This window comes from Streptomyces sp. NPDC048419, assembly GCF_043200415.1.
GTDB lineage: Bacteria > Actinomycetota > Actinomycetes > Streptomycetales > Streptomycetaceae > Streptomyces.
This window is the reverse complement of sequence record NZ_JBICXT010000001.1, coordinates 717,545-737,877: the sequence shown is the minus strand read 5'-3', so window position 1 is coordinate 737,877 and position 20,333 is coordinate 717,545. Positions and strand designations below refer to the sequence as shown.

The window sequence follows — 20,333 nt, the reverse complement described above, 5'->3', positions numbered from 1 at the left end:
CGTGTCGCTGTTGGGCCGAACGGGTGACTTGGCGTAAGAATTGGCCGGTACAGGCATGGAGTGCGAGTGAGTTGGGGGAACCGGTGAACAGCCACGACGTCACCGATGAGCAGTGGGCGGGCCTTGCGCAGGTCGTGCCGCTGCGGGGGCGCGACGCCTGGCCGTCCGCGGTGGGCCACCGCTCGCTGCCCGAGGCGGAGACGGAGATGCGCCGCCGCTTCGTGGTGCTCCGGGTGAACGTCTTCGCCGACGCCCGCGACGTCGCCGAGACCCTGATGGCAGGCGTTCCCGTCCTCCTCGACCTCACCGGCGCGGAGTCCGAAGTCGCCAAGCGGGTCCTGGACTTCAGTACCGGGGTCGTCTTCGGCCTGGCGAGCGGCATGCACCGCGTCGACCGCAACGTCTTCCTGCTCACCCCCGCCGACACCGAGGTCACCGACCTGATGGAGGGTGCCGGGATGTCCGGCGTCTGACCGCGGTCCCCCGATCGTAGGAAGCTCCCGACGCCGTAACGGTTCACCTCGAGAACCGGATCTACGGTCCGGAACATGACCGTGTCATCCGCGGACCGCCAAGGCCCCGTCCGCCCCTGTCTCACCGAGTTGCGGCTGTCCGCCTTCGCCGGGCACCGGGGGACCGGTTTCGGGCTCGGGCCGGTCACCGTGCTCGCCGGGGGCAGCGGGCGCGGGAAGACGACCGCGTTACGGGCGTACGAGGCGCTCGCCCGGCTCGGTGGGGGTGCCGAGGTGGCGGAGGTCTTCCCGGACCCGGGCGCGTATGTGCCGGACCGGGCGCGGCCCGACGCCCAGCGGCGGCGGGGCTTCCGCATCGGCTGCACCGCCGACGGGCCCGCGGGGCCGGTCCGGCTCGACGTGGCCGTGCAGGCCGAGCCCGAACTGCGCGTCGTGGGCGAGCGGTTGACCGCCGGCGGGCTGGTGCTGCTGGAGACCGCCCTGCGTGACCCCTCCCGCCGCACCGTGCAGGCCGCCTGGCACACCGCGGGCTCCGCGCCCGTCACCCGCGCCCCGCTGCCCGACGACCGGCTCGGCACCGCGCTGCTGCCCCTGCGCGTGGCCGGCAAGACCGACGGGCAGCGCCGGGTGCTGGCCGCCGCCGAGCAGATGGTCGTCGCCCTGCGGTCCGTGTACGCCTGCGATCCGCGCCCGGGCCGGATGCGGGCCCCCGTGCCGGTGGGCTCGGGCCGGCTCCTCGGCGGCTGCGACAACCTTGCCGACGTCCTGTGGCGCACCCGCGCCGAGTGCGGCCGGCGGCACGCCCTGCTCGTCGACGCGGTGCGCGCCGGATGCCCGGGGCCGGTGGCCGACGTGCTCGCCGAGCCGCTGGGCGACGGCACCGTGCGGGCCCTGCTCGACCGTGGCGACGGCTTCCGTACGGCCCTGCGGCGCCTGGGCGACGGCGAGTTGAGGTATCTGGCGCTCGCCCTGGTTCTGCTCACCGGCCCGGGCGTGCTGGAGGTGGACGCCGCCCGCGAGGTGCCCGCGGCGATGCAGACGCTCACCGTCCTCGCCGACGGCTTCGACCGCTCCCTCGACCCGCGGCAGCGACGGGAACTGCTGCGGCTGGCCGGACGGATGGGCGTACGCGGCCACATCCGCGTCGTGGCCGCGGTGAGCGACGCGTCGTGGATCACGGGGGCGGACGGTGCCGAGGGGGACCGGGAGGACGGGAGGAAGGGGGAGGGGCTCGGCGGGAGGAAGGGGGTGGGGCTCGGCGGGGAGGCGGGTGTCACGGTGGTACACCTGAAGCCGTGAACGATCCCCAGGGCCCCAGGGGCGGCCCCCCGCACGAACCCCTCGGCGTGGCGGGACTGCAGCGCAGGCTGGCCGACTTCGCGGCCGCCCGCAACTGGCAGCCGTACCACACGCCGAAGAACCTCGTCGCCGCGCTCAGCGTGGAGGCGTCCGAACTGGTCGAGATCTTCCAGTGGTTGACGCCGGAGGAGTCGGCCCACGTGATGGACGAGCCGGACAGCGCCCACCGCGTGACGGACGAAGTCGCCGACGTCCTCGCCTACTTGCTCCAGCTGTGCGAGGTGCTGGGCATCGATCCGCTCGCGGCGCTGGACGCGAAGATCGACCGCAACGAACGGAGATTCCCCGCGCCGTAATGCGGTTGTGAGGAGTGGTTCAGTCCACTTTTACTCTCCGGAGTCAAATTCCGGCCTGATATCGATTTGTTGTCCGCAGATTTCCGTCTTCCTCTGGCTTTTCGTCCCACACACCCTCACTCTGGGTAGTGGACAACGGAGTTCGGGCAGACGTGTGGGCAGCGCGTCGGGACGGACGGGGGCAGCGCATGGACGCTGTGCGGCTCATCGTGACGAGCAGACGTGCCCTGATAGCGAGCAGGGGCACTCCGGAGACCATGACGGAGGTGTGGCAGGCACAGGCCCTGGCACAGGCGATAGGCAGTCGCCTCGCGGTGACCGGCCCGCCCGAACTACGCGGTGAGGCACTGGGGTTGACCGAGCTGGCGGGCCGCGGCTGCGGCGTCCTGGACACCCCCCGCCTCACCATCGAGGAACTGCGCGCGGCCCGGCTCACCGAGCTGGGCGACGCCCGCCAGGCGCTTCTGTGCCTGGGCGGCCTGCTCGGCGAGGTGAGCATCGCCCTGGTGGGCGTCGCCTGCGCCGCGGACGACGAGAGCACCTACTGGCAGTGCATGGAGGCCATCGACGCGGCGGACGAGTCCAGGGACCGGGTGCGGGAGATGCTGCGCAGGCTGGCGGACCGGGAGGAGGTGTTACCGGAGAAGGAGGCGGGCTAGGGGGCCTGGCGCCGGGCTGAGCCGGAACGAAAGGCGGGCCCGGGCCGGGAGCGGCCGGTGTCAGCCGGTCTCCCCTTCCTCCGTACCCCGCCCCGCCGACTGCAGATCCGCGTCCAGTGCCGACAGGTCCGCGTTCAGCGCCGCCATCAGCTCCTCCATCTGCTGCAGCAGTCCCTTGGGCCGGCCGGTGCCCTCGCCCTGCTGCGGAACGGACTCTTCGGACATGACGGCCTCCTCGACCCCGGGCCCCGGGCGAGGCCCATGCGGGTGACACACCGGCGAAGACCGGCCGGTGCGGGCGCCGGGCGGTCCGGCTCCGCACGCCCAACGATCGCCATAAGGCCCGGTCACTGGCGCGTGCGTGCCCCGCGCACGGCGTTGACGGATTTCACCCGACCGGGGACGGAGGCCCGGCAGGACGCCGGTGAGGCCGGCCGGCCCCGGGGCGTGCAGGATGGTCGTATGGATCTTCGCATCTTCACCGAGCCCCAGCAGGGGGCCTCCTACGACACGCTTCTCACCGTGGCGAAGGCCACCGAGGACCTCGGGTTCGACGCCTTCTTCCGTTCCGACCACTATCTGCGCATGGGTTCCGGGGACGGTCTGCCCGGCCCCACCGACGCCTGGATCACGCTCGCCGGCCTGGCCCGCGAGACCCGGCGCATCCGCCTCGGCACGCTGATGACGGCCGGCACCTTCCGCCTGCCAGGCGTGCTCGCCATCCAGGTCGCGCAGGTCGACCGGATGTCCGGCGGCCGCGTCGAACTCGGCCTGGGCGCGGGTTGGTTCGAGGAGGAGCACAAGGCGTACGGCATCCCCTTCCCGAAGGAGAAGATCGGCCGCCTGGAGGAGCAGCTCGAGATTGTCACGGGCCTGTGGCGGACGAAGCTCGGCGAGACCTTCGACTTCCACGGCACCTTCTACGACCTCACGGACTCGCCCGCGCTGCCCAAGCCCGCCCAGGACCGGATCCCGGTGCTGATCGGCGGCCACGGCGCGACCCGCACTCCGCGCCTCGCGGCCCGGTTCGCCGACGAGTTCAACATGCCTTTCGCCGGCGTCGAGGACAGCGAGCGCCAGTTCGCCCGCGTCCGCGCCGCCGCCGTGGAGGCCGGCCGGGGCCAGGACGACCTCGTCCTCTCCAACGCCCTGGTCGTCTGCGTCGGCAAGGACGACCAGGAGGTCGCCCGCCGTGCCGCCGCGATCGGCCGCGAGGTCGGCGAGCTGAAGGCCAACGGCCTCGCGGGCACGCCGTCCGAGGTCGTCGACAAGATCGGCCGCTACGCGGAGATCGGCTCCCGGCGCATCTACCTCCAGATCCTGGACCTCTCCGACCTGGACCACCTGGAGCAGATCTCCTCCCACGTGCAGTCGCAGCTGTCGTAGGAGTGCCGGTCGCAGGAGTGCCGTAGGAATATACAAAGGCGCCGGTCGGCAGCCGTGTGCGAAGGTGGGACGGTCGTCCTGCCGAGCCCCCAGGATCACCACCCCTGGGGGCTTTCGCGCGCACGGCCACGGAAAACCGTCCACCGGCCGGAGAGGCCCTGCCCATGTTCCTGACCATCACCACCACCGGTACGCCGGAACGCCCCGCCACCGACCTCGGGTACCTGCTCCACAAGCATCCCGACAAGGCGCAGGCGTTCTCCACCTCCTACGGGACGGCGCACGTCGTCTACCCCGAGGCGGAGGATCAGCGCTGCACGGCGGCGCTGCTGCTGGAGGTCGACGCGGTGGCGCTGGTGAAGCGGGGGAAGGGCAAGGGACGCGGCGGCGCGCCCGACGCGGCACTCGCGCAGTACGTCAACGACCGCCCGTACGCGGCCTCCTCGCTGCTCGCCGTGGCGCTGAGCAGCGTGTTCTCCAGTGCGATCAAGGGCACCTGCCACGCCAGGCCCGAGCTGCCGGCGCAGCCGCGCCCGCTCCGCATCGAGGTGCCCGCGCTGCCCGCCCGCGGCGGCCTGGAGCTCGTACGGCGGCTGTTCGAGCCGCTGGGCTGGACGGTGGCCGTCGAACCGGTGGCCCTGGACAGCGAGTTCCCGGAGTGGGGCGACTCACGGTACGTGCGCCTGGTCCTCGAATCGGAGGCGCTGACCCTGGCCGAGGCGCTGCGGCACCTCTATGTGCTGCTCCCCGTCCTCGACGACGCCAAGCACTACTGGGTCGCGCCCGACGAGGTCGACAAGCTGCTGCGCGCCGGCGAGGGCTGGCTCCCTGTGCACCCGGAGCAGAAGCTGATCACCAGCCGCTATCTCTCGCGCCGCTGGTCGCTGACCCGGCAGGCGATGGAGCGCCTCGAGCTGGTGCGGCTCGCGGAGGCCGACGACAGCGAGGTCGAGGAGCTCGACAACGCGGTCGGCGCCGAGACCGAGGACGAGGAGAAGCCGGCCCCGCTCGCCGTGCAGCGGCGGGACGCGATCATCGAGTCCCTGCGCGGGTCCGGCGCGGCCCGGGTGCTCGATCTCGGCTGCGGACAGGGCCAGTTGGTGCAGGCCCTGCTCAAGGAACCGCGGTTCACCGAGGTCGTCGGGGTCGACGTGTCGATGCGCGCGCTGACCATCGCCTCCCGGCGGCTGAAGCTGGACCGCATGGGCGAGCGCCAGGCCTCGCGCGTCAGGCTCTTCCAGGGCTCGCTCGCCTACACCGACAACCGCCTCAAGGGCTACGACGCCGCCGTGCTCAGCGAGGTGATCGAGCACCTCGACCTGCCGCGGCTGCCCGCCCTGGAGTACGCGGTGTTCGGCGCGGCCCGTCCGCGCACGGTCCTGGTGACCACCCCGAACGTGGAGTACAACGTCCGCTGGGAGTCCCTCCCGGCCGGCCACGTCCGGCACGGCGACCACCGCTTCGAGTGGACCCGCGAGGAGTTCCGCACATGGGCGGAGGCGGTGGCCGAACGGCACGGCTACGGCGTGGAGTTCGTACCCGTCGGGCCGGACGACCCGGAGGTCGGCCCGCCCACCCAGATGGCCGTGTTCCGGATGAGGACCGAGCAGACCGAGAAGTCCGGCAACAGTGAGCAAACCGGCAAGAGCGAGAAGTCCGGCGAGACCGAGAAGTCCGGCAAGAGCGAGAAGTCCGGCAAGAGCGAGAAGGAGGCGAAGGCGGCATGACCGAAGCAGCAGAGCGCAAGGGACGGGCCCTCCCCGTCACCGACCTCTCCCTCGTCGTGCTCGTCGGCGCCTCCGGCTCCGGCAAGTCGACCTTCGCCCACCGGCACTTCAGGCCGACCGAGGTGATCTCCTCCGACTTCTGCCGCGGCCTGGTCTCCGACGACGAGAACGACCAGAGCGCGACCAGGGACGCCTTCGACGTCCTGCACTACATCGCGGGCAAGCGCCTGGCCGCCGGCCGCCGTACGGTCGTCGACGCCACCAGCGTGCAGTCGGACGCCCGCCGGCAACTGATCGAGCTGGCCAGGCAGTACGACGTGCTGCCCATCGCCATCGTCCTGGACGTCCCGGAGGAGGTGTGCGCCGAGCGCAACGCGGGCCGCACCGACCGCGCCGACATGCCGCGCCGGGTCATCCAGCGCCACATCCGCGAACTGCGCCGCTCCGTACGGCACCTGGAGCGCGAGGGCTTCCGCAAGGTGCATGTCCTGCGGGGCGTGGAGGACGTCGAGAGCGCCACGGTCGTCACCGAGAAGCGCTTCAACGACCTGACGCACCTCACCGGCCCGTTCGACATCGTCGGCGACATCCACGGCTGCGCCTTCGAACTGGAGACTCTGCTCGGCAAGTTGGGCTACACCGACGGCGTCCACCCGGACGGCCGTACCGCCGTCTTCGTCGGCGACCTCGTCGACCGCGGCCCCGACAGCCCGGGCGTCCTGCGCCGCGTGATGTCGATGGTGAAGTCGGGCAACGCGCTGTGCGTGCCCGGCAACCACGAGAACAAGTACGGCCGGTATCTCAAGGGCCGCAACGTCCAGCACACCCACGGACTCGCCGAGACCATCGCGCAGATGGACGGCGAGAGCGAGGAGTTCACCCGGGAGGTACGGGAGTTCATCGACGGGCTCGTCAGCCACTACGTCCTGGACGGCGGCCGGCTGGTGGTCTGCCACGCCGGGCTGCCGGAGAAGTACCACGGCCGCACCTCCGGCCGGGTCCGCTCGCACGCGCTGTACGGCGACACCACCGGCGAGACCGACGAGTTCGGGCTGCCGGTGCGCTACCCGTGGGCGGAGGACTACCGCGGCCGGGCCGCGGTAGTCTACGGCCACACGCCCGTCCCCGAGGCCACCTGGCTCAACAACACCATCTGCCTGGACACCGGCGCCGTCTTCGGCGGCAAGCTGACCGCGCTGCGCTGGCCGGAGCGCGAGCTGGTCGACGTACCGGCCGAGCAGGTCTGGTACGAGCCGGCGCGTCCGCTGCGCACCGAGGCGCCCGGCGGCAACGACGGCCGGCCGCTCGACCTGAACGACGTGCACGGCCGCCGGGTCGTGGAGACCCGGCACCAGGGCCGCGTCGCGGTCCGCGAGGAGAACGCGGCCGCGGCCCTGGAGGTCATGAGCCGCTTCGCGGTCGACCCGCGCCTGCTGCCGTACCTGCCGCCGACCATGGCCCCGACGGCCACCTCGAAGGCGGACGGCTATCTGGAGCACCCGGTGGAGGCGTTCGCGCAGTACGCCCAGGACGGCGTCGCGCGGGTCGTGTGCGAGGAGAAGCACATGGGCTCGCGGGCGGTGGCACTGGTGTGCCGGGACGCCGAGGCCGCGCGCAGGCGGTTCGGCGTCGACGGCCCCACCGGGTCCCTCTACACCCGTACCGGACGGCCGTTCTTCGACGACGAGGCGGTGACGGAGGAGATCCTCGGCCGGGTCCGCACGGCGGTCGGCGAGGCGGGCCTGTGGGACGAACTCGACACGGACTGGCTCCTGCTGGACGCCGAGCTGATGCCGTGGTCGCTGAAGGCGTCCGGGCTGCTGCGGTCGCAGTACGCGGCCGTCGGCGCCGCCTCCGGCGCGGTGTTCCCGGGCGTGCTCGCCGCGCTTCAGGGTGCCGCGGCGCGGGGCGTCGAGGTGACGGACCTGCTGGCCCGCCAGCGTGAACGCGCGGCGAACGCGGCCGCGTTCACGGACGCCTACCGCCGATACTGCTGGACGACCGAGGGCCTGGACGGCGTGCGCCTGGCGCCGTTCCAGATCCTCGCCGTCCAGGGCCGCAGCCTCACCGGGCTGCCGCACGACGGGCAACTGGCCCTGCTCGACCGGCTGGTGGAGCACGACACCAGCGGGCTGCTGCAGACCACCCGGCGGCTCTACGTCGACACCGGCGACCCGGAGTCGGTGCAGGCCGGCGTCGACTGGTGGCTGGAGATGACCGGCCGCGGCGGCGAGGGCATGGTCGTCAAGCCGGTGGGCGCGCTGGTGCGCAGCACCGAGGGGCGGCTCGTGCAGCCGGGCATCAAGTGCCGGGGCCGCGAGTACCTGCGGATCATCTACGGTCCGGAGTACACGCGAACCGACAACCTGACCCGGCTGCGCACCCGGTTCCTCAACCACAAGCGGTCGCTGGCGACCCGCGAGTACGCCCTCGGCCTGGAGGCCCTGGACCGGCTGGCGGAGGGCGAGCCGCTGTGGCGGGTGCACGAGGCCGTGTTCGGGGTGCTGGCGCTGGAGTCGGAGCCGGTGGACCCGCGGCTTTGAGCCATTCGTGAGCCGTGCTCACGTACCGCTTGTGCCTCTCACGCCCCCCGCCTAACTTGAACACCCGTACGAATCAGGGGAGTTCGAGAAGGGCGGGGGCAGGCGTGGAGATCAAGAAGGTCGTCGTCCGCGAGGAAGAGAAGACCAACCGGCAGCCGCGCATCGTGGAGAAACGGCCGACCCGCTGACCGGGCGGCGCGGCCTGCGCGTCCAGCTCGTGACGATGCCCTGGCATCCGATCGATCTGCCGTCGCTCCAGGTGGGCCTGTTGCACACCCTGCTCTCGCGCACCCGCCCGCACGACGAGGTGCGCGAGTTCCACGGCTCCCTGCGCTGGGCGGAGTTCATGCTGGGGCGCTCCGGCGGCCGGCTGCGGCCCGGCGACTACGTACGGGTCGGCAGCGACTCGATCTTCCACGGTCTGGGCGACTGGGTCTTCTCCGGCGCGCTGTACGACGACCCGGTCTGGGGGAGCGAGCGGCTGCGGGACTACGCCGAGCGGCACTCGCTCACCGTCGGCACGGCGCGTGAAATGCGGTCGTACGCCGCCGAGTTCATCGCCGACTGCACACAGGCCGTGCTCGCGGACGAGCCCGACGTCGTCGGCTTCACCACCACGTTCATGCAGAACGTCTCCTCGCTCGCGCTGGCCCGCGAACTCAAGTCCCGGCGACCGCAGTTGAGGGTCGTTTTCGGCGGCAGCAACTGCGACGGCCCGATGGGCCACGCCCTGCACCGCAACCATCCCTTCGTCGACCATGTGGTGCGCGGCGAGGGGGAGTACGCCTTCCCGGCCCTGCTGCACCACATCGAGGAGGGCACACCGCCCGCGGACGTCCCCGGCCTGTGCTGGTGGGACGGCGAGAGCTCCCGCGCCAACGAGGAGTCCCGGCGCACCGTGGCGCCCGCCGACATCCCCTCGCCCGACTACGACCAGTGGCAGCGGGCGCTGGACGCCTCCCCGGTCGCCGAGTACGTGCACCCCAAGCTCGTCGTCGAGGGCGCGCGCGGCTGCTGGTGGGGCGAGAAGCACCACTGCACCTTCTGCGGGCTCAACGGCTCGGCGATGGCCTTCCGCGCCAAGCCGGGCGAGCGTCTGTGGGACGAGATCGGCCGGCTGGTGCGCCGGCACCGCATCCTGGACGTCGTCACCGTCGACAACATCATCGACATGGCGTACTTCAGGGACTTCCTGCCGCGCGCCGCCGCCGGCGGCTGGGACCTGCGCATGCACTACGAGGTCAAGTCCAACCTCACGCCCGCCCAGTTGGCGCTGCTCGCCGAGGCGGGTGCCGTGCACATCCAGCCCGGCATCGAGAGCCTCGGCAGCAGGGTCCTGGACCTGATGGACAAGGGCGTCACCGGCGCCCGCAACATCCGCACGCTGCGCGAGTGCGAGAACCACTCCCTGACCTGCTCCTGGAACCTCCTCTACGGCTTCCCGGGCGAGACCGCCGACGACTACGCCCCCGTCGTCGACCAGCTCCCGGCCCTGGTCCACCTGCAGCCCCCGGGCGGCGCCCACCGTATCCAGCTGGAGCGCTTCAGCCCTCACTTCGACGACCCCGGTCTCGGCTTCGCCAAGCGCCGCCCCGCCGAGATGTACCAGCACGTCTACGACCTGCCCGCGGCCGAACTGGCCGATCTGGTCTACCTGTTCGACACGGAGGACGCGGGCATCGGGGGAGCGGTGGAGGCCCGGCTCAGGGAGGGCGTCGAACGCTGGCTGCTGGGGCACCCCGGCTCCCGGCTGACCTTCGCCGAGGACGGCGACGCCCTGCTCGTCCACGACCACCGCCACGGCTGGCCGCGGCGCGCGCACCGGTTCACGGGGTGGCAGAAGGCCGCCCTGCGCAGGCTGGAGGACGGTCGGAGCGCGGCCGCCCTGCACCGCCTGCTGACCGAGGACGGCCACCGGATGCCGGCCGAGGCGGAGTTGTCCGAGTGGCTCCGGAAGGCCCTCGCGCTCGGGCTGCTCTTCCGCGACGGGCGGACCTACGTCTCCCTGCCCACCTGGCGGGTGCCGGTGCGGGTGGACGGGCCCGGGTATGAGTACGGGATGTTCTACCACCGGCGCGGTCCCGGCTTCGTCACCGTCATGGACCGCAGGGACAAGGGGGCGGCGGCCCGCTACACGCTCGACGACCCCGACCTGCTCGCGACCTTCGACCTGCTGCAAAGACCCACCCCGATACGGGAGTTGACCGACGTCCAGCGCGAGGCCGTCGCCCTGCTGGCGGGCGAGGGGCTGGCGCTGGTCGGTGACGACGGCCGGGCGGTGGTCCTGCCACCGCGGATAGGACGCTGGCCCGTGCCCTGCACGGGCATCTGACGGTGACCGTCCCGCCGGACGGTCGCCCCCTGCGGCGCCACCGCCCCTTCGTCCTGCTCTGCGCGGAGCAGACGGCCGGCTCCGTGGGCCGCCAGATCACCGCGCTCGCCCTCACCCTGCTGGCCGTGACCGATCTGCGCGCGGGGCCCTTCGACGCGTCCGTGATCCTGGCGCTGACGTATCTGCCGGGAGCCGTGCTCAGCCCGTTCGCCGGAGTGCTGGCCGACCGGGTGCGGCTGCGCCGTCTGCTCGTGCTCGCCACCGCCTTGCAGGCCGTGGTCGTCGGCTCCGTCCCGCTCGCCCGCACGGCGGGACAGCTCACCTGGCCGCACCTCTACGCGGTCGCCGCCGTCTCCGGAACCCTGACCTTCACCCTGTCCGTCAGCCTCCAGGCCGCGCTGCCCCGGGTCGTCGGCGCGGCCCGCCTGCTCGCCGCGAACTCCGTGCTGACCGGCGCCCGTACCGTCGGCCAGATCGGGGGCCCCGCCGTGGGCGGCGTCCTCGTCGGCCTCGTGGGCACCGGCCCGGCGCTGACGGCGGGCTGCGCCGCGTACGCCGTGGAGGCGCTGGTGCTGTTCGCCCTGCCGGCGGCCCTGGACAGCCCCGCCGCACCCGGGGATGCCGGCCGCCCCTCGCCGGCCGCCGCGCTGCGGGCGGGCCTCGACGTCGTCCGCCGGGAACGGCGTCTGTGCCGGATGACGGCGGCGGGCGCCGGCCTCAACCTCGGCAGCGGTGCGGCGGCCGCCCTCTACGTGCTGTACGCGACCCGGGAACTCGGCCTGTCACCCTGGCAGTTGGGGGCGACGTACGCCGTCTTCAGCGGGGCCACGGTTCTCGGGATCATGGTGTCCAAGCGGTTCGGCGAGCGCGCCGGGGTCTGGCGGGCGACCAGGATCTGCGGGCTGCTCGCGGGCGCCGCGATGTTCCTGGTCCCGGCGGCGGCCCTGGGCGCGCCCTTCCCGCTCCTGCTCGCGTACCAGCTCGGCTACGGCCTCGCCGTCACCGTCTGGTCGATCTCGATGACCACGCTTCAGCAGCTGACCGCGCCGCCCGGGCTCCAGGGCCGCGTCGCCGGCGTCACCCAGGCGGTGCTCCTGGTGACGGTGCCGGTCGGGGCCCTGGGCGGCGGGGCGCTGGCGGCGGCGCTGGGCAGCGCACCGGTGCTGGTGGCGTCGGCGGCGGTCGCGCTGGTGTCGGGGGCGACGCTGTGGGCGCCGGTGCGCGAGGAGCACCGGGAGAAGAAGGCCGCGCTAGCCGACCAGGCGCAGTGACGCCGCCGCCACACCGACGCGCACCGACTGCCCCCACGTCAGGTGCAGCGCGTCCGTCTCCATGCCGTCCCCGAAGGCGACGAGCCGCTCCGACTCGACGGTGACGCGCAGCCCACCGGACGCGGTGAGCTCGCCCGCGACCAGCGACGTACCGGTCGCCGGGGACGGCCACGCCTCCCGCACGAACCAGAGCAGACGGCTCTCGGTGGGGCCCGGCAGGGGCAGGGCGCCGCCCCGCTCCTGCCACACCGACCGGATCCAGCCGGTCGCCCCGGTCCCGGTCCCCACCAGCACCCCGGAGGATGCCTGGGCCTCGACGGCACCCCCGTCGTCCTCGAGGCCCAGGCGGTATCTGGCCGTCTGATGTCCGACGGCGCCGAGGTAGATCTCGTTGAGGGCCACCAGCCGCTGGGTGTCGTCGGCGACGGCCTCGACCATGGTGAGTTCGTCCGCGCCGGTGGCGAGCGCCGCGGGCAGCAGCGTGGGCGCGTCCGCGGGGCGGTGCCGTACCAGCACACCGGGGTTGCGGCCGGGGTCGGTGTCGATGCCGATCACCGGCTGCCCGGCCAGGTACTTGGCGACGTTCGCCACCAGTCCGTCCTGCCCCACCACGACCACGACGTCCTCGGGCGCGAACAGGAAGCGGTCCAGGTCGGCGCGCTCCACCGTCGCCTGACGCCAGGTCAGCGGGATCGCGGCCGTCACCTCCGCCAGCGCGCGGCGGGTGCGGCGGTGGCGGTCCGCGACCTCCTCGATGTCCCGGCCCCTGCTGGAGAGGAAGAAGGCGGCCTGTCCGTGGGTGCCGTGGTGGGCCACCAGCTCCTCGTACTCCGTGGTGCGGTGGACCAGGACGGCACGTGGCGCGAGGCTCACGCCGGCTCACCGCTGCCGAGCCGGGAGAGCAGCCCCGTCAACACGTCCGGCGAGATGGTCACGCTGTCGATGTGCGGCAGGTTCTCCGCCAGCCGGGTCCCGGTGAGGGCGTGCAGGGTCGTCACGTCCACCTCGGCGTGCGCCCGCAGCCAGGCCGCCTGCGCCTGGGCCCGTGCCTCGCCCACCTCGCGTGCGCCCTCGGCCTCCGCGCGGGCGAGCCGTACGGCCTTGGTGGCCTCCGCCTCCGCCAGCCGCACCGTCCGCGCCGCCTCCGCGTCGGCCCGCACCGCGTCCGCCGCCGCGTGCTCCTCGGCCTCGCGGCGGCTGTTGGTGCCGCGCTGCTCGACCAACTGCTCCTCGCGGCGGGCGAGTTCGATCTGGCTGGCCAGTTCGTTCTCGGCGATGGTCCGCTCCCGCTCGACGGCCACCGCCCGGCGCTCGTAGGTCGCCCGGTCGGCCTCCTGCTGGATCTGCTCACGGGCCGGGGTGCGCAGAGCGCGCTCCACCTCGGGTTCGGGCCGCAGCGCGACCACGCGCACGGCGACCACCTCGATGCCGGTCGCGGGCAGCCGCGGCTCCGCGCCGAGCCCCGCCGCGACCCGCTCCCGCACCGCCGCGACGCCGTCGACCAGCGCCGACGACAGCGGCGTCCGGGCCAGCACGTCCAGCGCGTGCTGCTGCGCCGTCTCGGTCAGCAGCGTGCCCAGCTGCTCCAGCGGCGCACCCCGCCACACGCCCGTGTCGGGGTCGACGGAGAAGTCCAGCCGGGCGGCGGCGAGCGCCGGGTCGCTGATCCGGTAGGTCACCGTCGCCTGCACCGCCACGTCCTGGAAGTCGGACGTACGGGCATGGAAGGTCATCGCCAACTCCCGGTCGTCGACCGGTACTTCCGACAGCGCCGCGGTCAGCGCGCGGAACCAGAAGCTGAGCCCCGGCCCGTCGTGCAGCAGGTGCCCGTCGCGGTGATGCCGGATGTGCGCCGTCGGCGCCCCGCGCAGGTGGCGCCAGCCCAGGCGCCGGGTGATGTCGGCCATCGGATCCCCCTCTTTTTCGTCTCTTGGACGATAAGCGGAGCAGTCGTTTATCGTCAAGGGGACGAAAACAAGACGTCGCAGAAACCGCACAGCTGCGGGTCAAGACGCCCGCCGATGGTCAGGATGGAGGCATGGCATTCCATGTCGACTCCGAGGCCGGGCGGCTGCGCCGCGTCATACTCCACCGGCCGGATCTCGAGCTCAAAAGGCTCACGCCCAGCAACAAGGACGCCCTGCTCTTCGACGACGTGCTCTGGGTGCGCCGGGCGCGCGCCGAACACGACGGATTCGCGGACGTCCTGCGCGACCGCGGCGTCGCCGTCCACCTCTTCGGCGACCTGCTCACCGAGGCCCTGGAGATCCCGGCGGCCCGCACCCTCGTCCTGGACCGGGTCTTCGACGAGAAGGAGTACGGCGTCCTCGCCACCGACCACCTCAGGGCCGCCTTCGAGAACCTCCCCGCGCCGGAGCTCGCCGAGGCGCTCGTCGGCGGCATGACCAAGCGCGAGTTCCTGGAGGCGCACCCGGAGCCGACCTCCGTGCGCTTCCACGTCATGGACCTCGACGACTTCCTCCTCGCCCCGCTCCCCAACCACCTCTTCACCCGCGACACCTCCGCCTGGATCTACGACGGCGTCTGCGTCAACGCCATGCGCTGGCCGGCCCGGCAGCGCGAGACGGTCCACTTCGAGGCGATCTACCGCCACCACCCGCTGTTCCGCGCCGAGACGTTCCGCGTCTGGTCCGAGGGGCAGGCCGACTATCCCTCCACCATCGAGGGCGGGGACGTGCTGGTCATCGGTAACGGCGCCGTCCTGATCGGCATGAGCGAGCGGACGACCCCGCAGGCGGTGGAGATGCTGGCGCACAAGCTGTTCGACGCGGGCTCCGCGCAGACGATCGTGGCTCTCGACATGCCGAAGCGGCGGGCCTTCATGCACCTCGACACCGTGATGACGATGGTCGACGGCGACACCTTCACCCAGTACGCGGGCCTCGGCATGCTGCGCTCGTACACCATCGAACCGGGAGCGGCCGAGAAGGAGCTCAAGGTCACCGACCATCCGCCGGAGCACATGCACCGCGCGATCGCCGCCGCCCTCGGGCTGAGCGAGATCCGGGTGCTGACCGCGACGCAGGACGTGCACGCGGCCGAGCGCGAGCAGTGGGACGACGGCTGCAACGTGCTGGCCGTCGAGCCGGGCGTCGTCGTCGCCTACGAGCGCAACTCCACCACCAACACCCATCTGCGCAAGCAGGGCATCGAGGTCATCGAGATCCCCGGCAGCGAACTGGGCCGGGGCAGGGGCGGTCCGCGCTGCATGAGCTGTCCGGTCGAACGCGAGGCTGTATAGACATGCAATTCTTCGTATAGACTTCCAAGGGTAGACGTTCCCGCATTCTGGAGTGCCACCATGGCGACAGTCCCGACCGCCCTCGCAGGCCGCCACTTCCTCAAGGAGCTCGACCTCTCCGGGCAGGAGTTCCTCGGCCTGATCGAGCTGGCCGCCGAGCTGAAGGCCGCCAAGAAGGCGGGGGCCGAGACGCGGTACCTGAGCGGGAAGAACATCGCGCTCGTCTTCGAGAAGACCTCGACGCGCACGCGCTGCGCGTTCGAGGTCGCGGCGGCCGACCAGGGGGCCTCGACGACGTATCTCGACCCGTCGGGCTCGCAGATCGGGCACAAGGAGTCCGTGAAGGACACCGCGCGTGTGCTCGGGCGGATGTTCGACGGGATCGAGTACCGCGGACACGGCCAGGGCGTCGTCGAGGAGCTGGCCGCGCATGCCGGGGTCCCGGTCTACAACGGGCTCACCGACGAGTGGCACCCCACCCAGATGCTGGCCGACGTGCTCACCATGACCGAGCACAGCGACAAGCCGCTGACCGCGACGGCCTTCGCCTACCTCGGCGACGCCCGCTACAACATGGGCAACTCCTACCTGGTCACCGGCGCCCTGCTCGGCATGGACGTCCGCATCGTCGCACCCCGGCTGCTGTGGCCGGACGAGACGATCGTGGAGGTCGCCCAGCAGCTCGCCGCAGCCTCGGGGGCCCGCATCACGCTCACCGACGACGTGAAGGAGGGCGTGCGCGGCGCCGACTTCATCGCCACCGACGTATGGGTGTCGATGGGGGAGCCCAAGGAGGTCTGGGACGAGCGCATAGCGCTCCTGGGTCCCTACGCCGTGACCATGGACGTCCTTCGCGCCACCGGCAATCCCGACGTGAAGTTCCTGCACTGCCTGCCGGCCTTCCACGACCTCGGAACCGACGTCGGCCGCGAGATCCACGCGCGCCACGGGCTCACCGAGCTGGAGGTCAGCGACGAGGTGTTCGAGTCCGAGCACTCCGTGGTCTTCGACGAGGCCGAGAACCGGATGCACACCATCAAGGCGGTCCTGGTCGCGACCCTGGCCTGACCCGCGCCGGCGGCGGTCAGACGGGGCGCCGCTGCTGCGGCACCGTCGGCAGCCGGAACCACACGGCCTTGCCCGAGGTGGTCGGCCGGTGCCCGCAGGACGAGCTGAGCGCCCGGATCAGCAGCAGCCCGCGCCCGCCCTCGTCCCAGACGTCGGGCTCCTTGTCGCTGGGCCAGGTCAGTTCGTACGGCGGCATCGGGTCCGGGTCGTGCACCTCGACCTGGCAGCCGCCGGGCAGCAGCTCCACCACGAGCTCTATCGGGGAGTCCCCGACGGTGTGCTCCACGGCGTTCGCGACCAGCTCGGCCGTGAGCAGTTCCGCGGTGTCGCAGTCGGCCCCGTGGTCCAGCTCGGCCAGCGCGCTGCGCACCAGCGCACGGGCCACCGGCACGGCCGCGGTGTTGTGCGGCAGCGCGATGCGCCAGGAGGCGGAGGCGGAGGGGCGTTCGTACAAAGCGGGTCCGTTCATAGCAGGCTGTCCTGCTTTCAACCGTACGAATGGTACGGCGCCGTCCGTCAGAGTCGTCCGGCGGGCGCCGCACGGGACCTTCGGCCCCGATGACGAGCGGCTTACCCGTAACAACGCCTCGCCTCGCACGTCTGATCCTGCCGTAGCGCGTCTGTCGACGATCCGTGACGGATGTGACCCGACCGGGTCGGATCCGGTCAGCCTTATCGCGCCCTCCTGACGACAGTCACAGAAGAGTGATAACTTCGAAGACCAGAGCTCAGTACGGCAGTGCCCCGCCCCCGAGGAGGCCGCACGTCATGAGTCCCTTCACCGGCTCCGCCGCCCGCACCCCGAGCTGGGAACACCTGCGCGTCGAGCTCGCCGACGGGGTCGCCACGGTCACGCTCGCGCGCCCCGACAAGCTCAACGCGCTCACCTTCGGCGCCTACGCCGACCTGCGCGACCTGCTCGCCGAGCTGTCCCGGGAGCGCGCCGTACGGGCCCTGGTGCTGGCCGGTGAGGGCCGCGGCTTCTGCTCGGGCGGCGACGTCGACGAGATCATCGGCGCCACCCTGTCCATGGACACCGCCCAGCTGCTCGACTTCAACCGGATGACCGGGCAGACGGTGCGGGCGATCCGGGAGTGCCCGTTCCCGGTGATCGCGGCCGTGCACGGGGTGGCGGCGGGCGCCGGCGCCGTCCTGGCCCTGGCGGCGGACTTCCGGGTGGCCGACCCGACCGCCCGCTTCGCCTTCCTGTTCACCCGGGTCGGCCTGTCCGGCGGCGACATGGGCGCGGCCTATCTGCTGCCCCGGGTGGTCGGACTCGGCCATGCCACCCGTCTGCTCATGCTGGGCGAACCGGTACGCGCCCCCGAGGCGGAGCGCATCGGCCTGATCAGCGAGCTGACCGAGGAGGGCCGGGCCGACGAGGCCGCCCAGACGCTGGCCCACCGCCTGGCCGAGGGCCCGGCCCTGGCGTACGCCCAGACCAAGGCCCTGCTGACGGCCGAGCTGGACATGCCCCTGGCGGCCTCGGTCGAACTGGACGCCTCGACGCAGGCGCTGCTGATGAACGGCGACGACTACGCCGAGTTCCACGCCGCGTTCACGGAGAAGCGGCCGCCCAAGTGGCAGGGGAGGTGAGGTCGCGATGCGCGTCGCGATCATCGGCGGCGGTCCCGGCGGTCTCTACGCCGCGGCACTGCTGAAACGGCTGGACCCCACCCGCGAGATCACCGTCTGGGAGCGCAACGCCCCGGACGACACCTTCGGGTTCGGCGTCGTCCTGTCCGACGAGACGCTCGGCGGTATCGAGCACGCCGACCCCGTGGTCTACCAGGCCATGTGTGCCGAATTCGTCCGCTGGGACGACATCGACATCGTGCACCGGGGCGCACGGCACACCTCCGGCGGCCACGGTTTCGCCGCCCTCGGCCGGAAACGCCTCCTGGAGATCCTGCACGACCGCTGCCGCGCCCTCGGTGTGGAGCTCCGCTTCCGCTCCGAGGCCCCGCACCCCGACGAGCTGGCGCGGACGCACGACCTCGTCGTCGCCGCCGACGGCATCAACAGCACCGTCCGCGAGACGTACGCCGACGTCTTCGGCCCTCGCGTGACCAGCCACCGCTGCCGCTACATCTGGCTCGCCGCCGACTTCGCCTTCGACGCCTTCCGCTTCGACATCGCCGAGACCGAACACGGCGTGATGCAGCTGCACGGCTACCCCTATGCGTCCGACGCCTCGACGGTCATCGTCGAGATGCGCGAAGAGGTGTGGCAGGCGGCCGGGTTCGCCGAACTCGACGAGGCCGGGTCCGTCGAGCGGTGCGCCAAGATCTTCGCGGAGGCGCTCCGCGGCCGGCCGCTGCGCTCCAACAAGTCGGCGTGGACCACCTTCCGCACGGTGACCAACGAGCACTGGTCGCACGGCACCACCGTGCTGCTCGGCGACGCCGCGCACACCGCCCACTTCTCCATCGGCTCCGGCACCAAGCTCGCCGTCGAGGACGCGCTCGCCCTCGCCGCCTGTCTGGAGGAACAGCCCTCCCTGGACAAGGCGCTCGCGGCCTACGAGGAGGAGCGCAGGCCCGTCGTCGCCTCCACGCAGCGTGCCGCGCGCGCCAGCCTGGAGTGGTTCGAGAACCTGGGCCTCTATCTCGGCCAGCCGCCGCGCCAGTTCGCCTTCAACCTGCTCACCCGCAGCCGGCGGGTCACACACGACAACCTCCGCCTGCGCGACGCCCGCTTCACCGGTGCCGTGGAGCGCGAGTTCGGCTGCCCGGACGGTACGCCGCCGATGTTCACGCCGTTCCGGCTGCGCGGGCTGACCCTGCGCAACCGGGTCGTGGTCTCGCCGATGGACATGTACTCCGCCGTCGACGGCCTCCCCGGCGACTTCCACCTCGTGCATCTGGGCGCACGGGCGCTCGGCGGGGCCGGCCTGGTGATGACCGAGATGGTGTGCGTCAGCGAGGAGGGCCGGATCACGCCCGGCTGCACCGGCCTGTACACCACGGAGCAGGCGGACTCCTGGAGGCGGATCACCGACTTCGTGCACGCGCAGTCCCCGGGCACCGCGGTCGGTGTGCAGCTCGGCCACTCCGGCCGCAAGGGCTCCACCAAGCTGATGTGGGAGGGCATGGACGAGCCGCTCGAGGACGGCAACTGGCCGCTGGCGGCCGCCTCCGCGCTGCCGTACAAACCGGGCAGCCAGACCCCGCGCGAGCTGACCCGCACCCAACTCGCCGAGCTGCGCGAGCAGTTCACCGCCGCCGCCCGGCGTGCCGCCGGCGCCGGCTTCGACCTCCTCGAACTGCACTGCGCCCACGGCTATCTGCTCTCCGGCTTCCTCTCCCCGCTGACCAACCGCCGTACCGACGCCTACGGCGGCTCGCCGGCGAATCGTCTCCGCTTCCCGCTGGAGGTCTTCGACGCGGTGCGCGAGGTCTGGCCCGCCGAGAACCCGATGACCGTCCGCATCTCCGCCACCGACTGGGCCGAGGGCGGCACGACCGCCGAGGACGCCGTCGAGATCGCCCGCGCCTTCGCCGCGCACGGCGCCGACGCGATCGACGTGTCGACCGGGCAGGTCGTCTCCGACGAACGCCCGGCCTTCGGCCGCTCCTACCAGACCCCGTACGCCGACCGTATCCGCCACCGCGTCGGTGTCCCGGTGATCGCGGTCGGTGCGATCTCCTCCTGGGACGACGTCAACTCCCTGATCCTGGCGGGCCGCACAGACCTGTGCGCCCTGGCCCGCCCGCACCTCTACGACCCCCACTGGACCCTCCACGCGGCAGCCGAACAGGGCTACGACGGCCCGGGCGTCGTCTGGCCGGAGCCGTACCGCGCGGGCAGCCGCCGCCCCCGGACGGGCCGCACGGACACCCCCAAACAGCGACTCACACTGGGGAGTTGACGTTCGCCGTCCCCGCGGTGAGGGTCGCGCCGTCCGCCGGGTCGATCAGGATGAAGGCGCCGGTGCGGCGGGAGGCGGTGTAGTCG

General features: G+C 72.4%; 17 protein-coding genes. 13 read left to right on the top strand and 4 right to left on the bottom strand.

The window, feature by feature from the left end; all coding sequences use genetic code 11:
* Positions 1-83 precede the first annotated feature (83 nt).
* The 4 genes from ACGFYN_RS03190 (at position 84) to ACGFYN_RS03175 (ending at position 2,787) form a co-directional block, all read left to right on the top strand.
* A complete protein-coding gene (locus ACGFYN_RS03190; RefSeq protein ID WP_393864149.1) occupies positions 84-473 on the top strand; it encodes a cell division protein SepF in 390 nt (129 codons plus the stop codon).
* 75 nt (positions 474-548) lie between these two features.
* Positions 549-1,772 (top strand): AAA family ATPase, encoded by a 1,224-nt coding sequence (locus ACGFYN_RS03185; RefSeq protein WP_393863987.1) that lies wholly within the window; start codon positions 549-551, stop codon positions 1,770-1,772.
* On the top strand, positions 1,769-2,128 hold the full coding sequence (locus tag ACGFYN_RS03180) for a nucleotide pyrophosphohydrolase (RefSeq protein WP_393863986.1): 360 nt from the start codon (positions 1,769-1,771) through the stop codon (positions 2,126-2,128). Before ACGFYN_RS03185 ends, ACGFYN_RS03180 begins: the two co-directional genes overlap by 4 nt.
* A gap of 188 nt (positions 2,129-2,316) precedes the next feature.
* Positions 2,317-2,787 carry a DUF6099 family protein gene (locus ACGFYN_RS03175; RefSeq protein ID WP_393863985.1) on the top strand — a complete coding sequence of 157 codons (471 nt, stop codon included), beginning with the start codon at positions 2,317-2,319 and terminating at the stop codon, positions 2,785-2,787.
* Between the two features lie 60 nt (positions 2,788-2,847).
* Here ACGFYN_RS03175 and ACGFYN_RS03170 read toward each other — a convergent pair whose 3' ends face one another.
* A complete protein-coding gene (locus ACGFYN_RS03170; RefSeq protein ID WP_393863984.1) occupies positions 2,848-3,012 on the bottom strand; it encodes a hypothetical protein in 165 nt (54 codons plus the stop codon).
* A 237-nt stretch (positions 3,013-3,249) separates the two neighbouring features.
* Here ACGFYN_RS03170 and ACGFYN_RS03165 point away from each other — a divergent pair, with 237 nt between their 5' ends.
* The 5 genes from ACGFYN_RS03165 (at position 3,250) to ACGFYN_RS03145 (ending at position 12,046) form a co-directional block, all read left to right on the top strand.
* On the top strand, positions 3,250-4,173 hold the full coding sequence (locus ACGFYN_RS03165) for an LLM class F420-dependent oxidoreductase (protein ID WP_393863983.1): 924 nt from the start codon (positions 3,250-3,252) through the stop codon (positions 4,171-4,173).
* A gap of 164 nt (positions 4,174-4,337) precedes the next feature.
* Positions 4,338-5,900 (top strand): 3' terminal RNA ribose 2'-O-methyltransferase Hen1, encoded by a 1,563-nt coding sequence (locus ACGFYN_RS03160; RefSeq protein WP_393863982.1) that lies wholly within the window; start codon positions 4,338-4,340, stop codon positions 5,898-5,900.
* Positions 5,897-8,443 (top strand): polynucleotide kinase-phosphatase, encoded by a 2,547-nt coding sequence (locus ACGFYN_RS03155; RefSeq protein WP_393863981.1) that lies wholly within the window; start codon positions 5,897-5,899, stop codon positions 8,441-8,443. The genes ACGFYN_RS03160 and ACGFYN_RS03155 overlap by 4 nt, the downstream gene beginning before the upstream one ends.
* Before the next feature lie 217 nt (positions 8,444-8,660).
* Positions 8,661-10,775, top strand: coding sequence for a RiPP maturation radical SAM C-methyltransferase (locus tag ACGFYN_RS03150; protein ID WP_393863980.1), 2,115 nt, complete (start codon positions 8,661-8,663; stop codon positions 10,773-10,775).
* 2 nt (positions 10,776-10,777) lie between these two features.
* Positions 10,778-12,046, top strand: a complete 1,269-nt coding sequence (locus ACGFYN_RS03145; RefSeq protein ID WP_393863979.1) for an MFS transporter — start codon at positions 10,778-10,780, stop codon at positions 12,044-12,046.
* Here ACGFYN_RS03145 and ACGFYN_RS03140 read toward each other — a convergent pair.
* Together ACGFYN_RS03140 and ACGFYN_RS03135 are read right to left on the bottom strand one after the other, a co-directional pair.
* Positions 12,026-12,919 (bottom strand): hypothetical protein, encoded by an 894-nt coding sequence (locus ACGFYN_RS03140; protein ID WP_393863978.1) that lies wholly within the window; start codon positions 12,917-12,919, stop codon positions 12,026-12,028. The two genes, ACGFYN_RS03145 and ACGFYN_RS03140, sit on opposite strands and share 21 nt — an antisense overlap.
* On the bottom strand, positions 12,916-13,953 hold the full coding sequence (locus tag ACGFYN_RS03135; protein WP_393863977.1) for an SPFH domain-containing protein: 1,038 nt from the start codon (positions 13,951-13,953) through the stop codon (positions 12,916-12,918). Before ACGFYN_RS03135 ends, ACGFYN_RS03140 begins: the two co-directional genes overlap by 4 nt.
* 131 nt (positions 13,954-14,084) lie before the next feature.
* On the opposite strand from ACGFYN_RS03135, the gene ACGFYN_RS03130 reads away from it, so the two are divergent.
* Both ACGFYN_RS03130 and argF read left to right on the top strand, forming a co-directional pair.
* Complete coding sequence (locus ACGFYN_RS03130; RefSeq protein WP_393863976.1) at positions 14,085-15,308, top strand: arginine deiminase; 1,224 nt, start codon at positions 14,085-14,087, stop codon at positions 15,306-15,308.
* A gap of 60 nt (positions 15,309-15,368) precedes the next feature.
* Positions 15,369-16,376 (top strand): ornithine carbamoyltransferase, encoded by a 1,008-nt coding sequence (gene argF, locus ACGFYN_RS03125; protein WP_393863975.1) that lies wholly within the window; start codon positions 15,369-15,371, stop codon positions 16,374-16,376.
* Between the two features lie 16 nt (positions 16,377-16,392).
* Here argF and ACGFYN_RS03120 read toward each other — a convergent pair whose 3' ends face one another.
* Positions 16,393-16,845: an ATP-binding protein gene (locus tag ACGFYN_RS03120; protein WP_393863974.1), complete on the bottom strand. Its 453-nt coding sequence runs from the start codon at positions 16,843-16,845 to the stop codon at positions 16,393-16,395.
* Positions 16,846-17,144: 299 nt separating this feature from the next.
* Between ACGFYN_RS03120 and ACGFYN_RS03115 the strand changes: the two genes are divergently transcribed.
* Complete coding sequence (locus tag ACGFYN_RS03115) at positions 17,145-17,972, top strand: enoyl-CoA hydratase family protein (protein ID WP_393863973.1); 828 nt, start codon at positions 17,145-17,147, stop codon at positions 17,970-17,972.
* 7 nt (positions 17,973-17,979) lie between these two features.
* On the top strand, positions 17,980-20,247 hold the full coding sequence (locus tag ACGFYN_RS03110) for a bifunctional salicylyl-CoA 5-hydroxylase/oxidoreductase (protein WP_393863972.1): 2,268 nt from the start codon (positions 17,980-17,982) through the stop codon (positions 20,245-20,247).
* Positions 20,248-20,333: the final 86 nt, after the last annotated feature.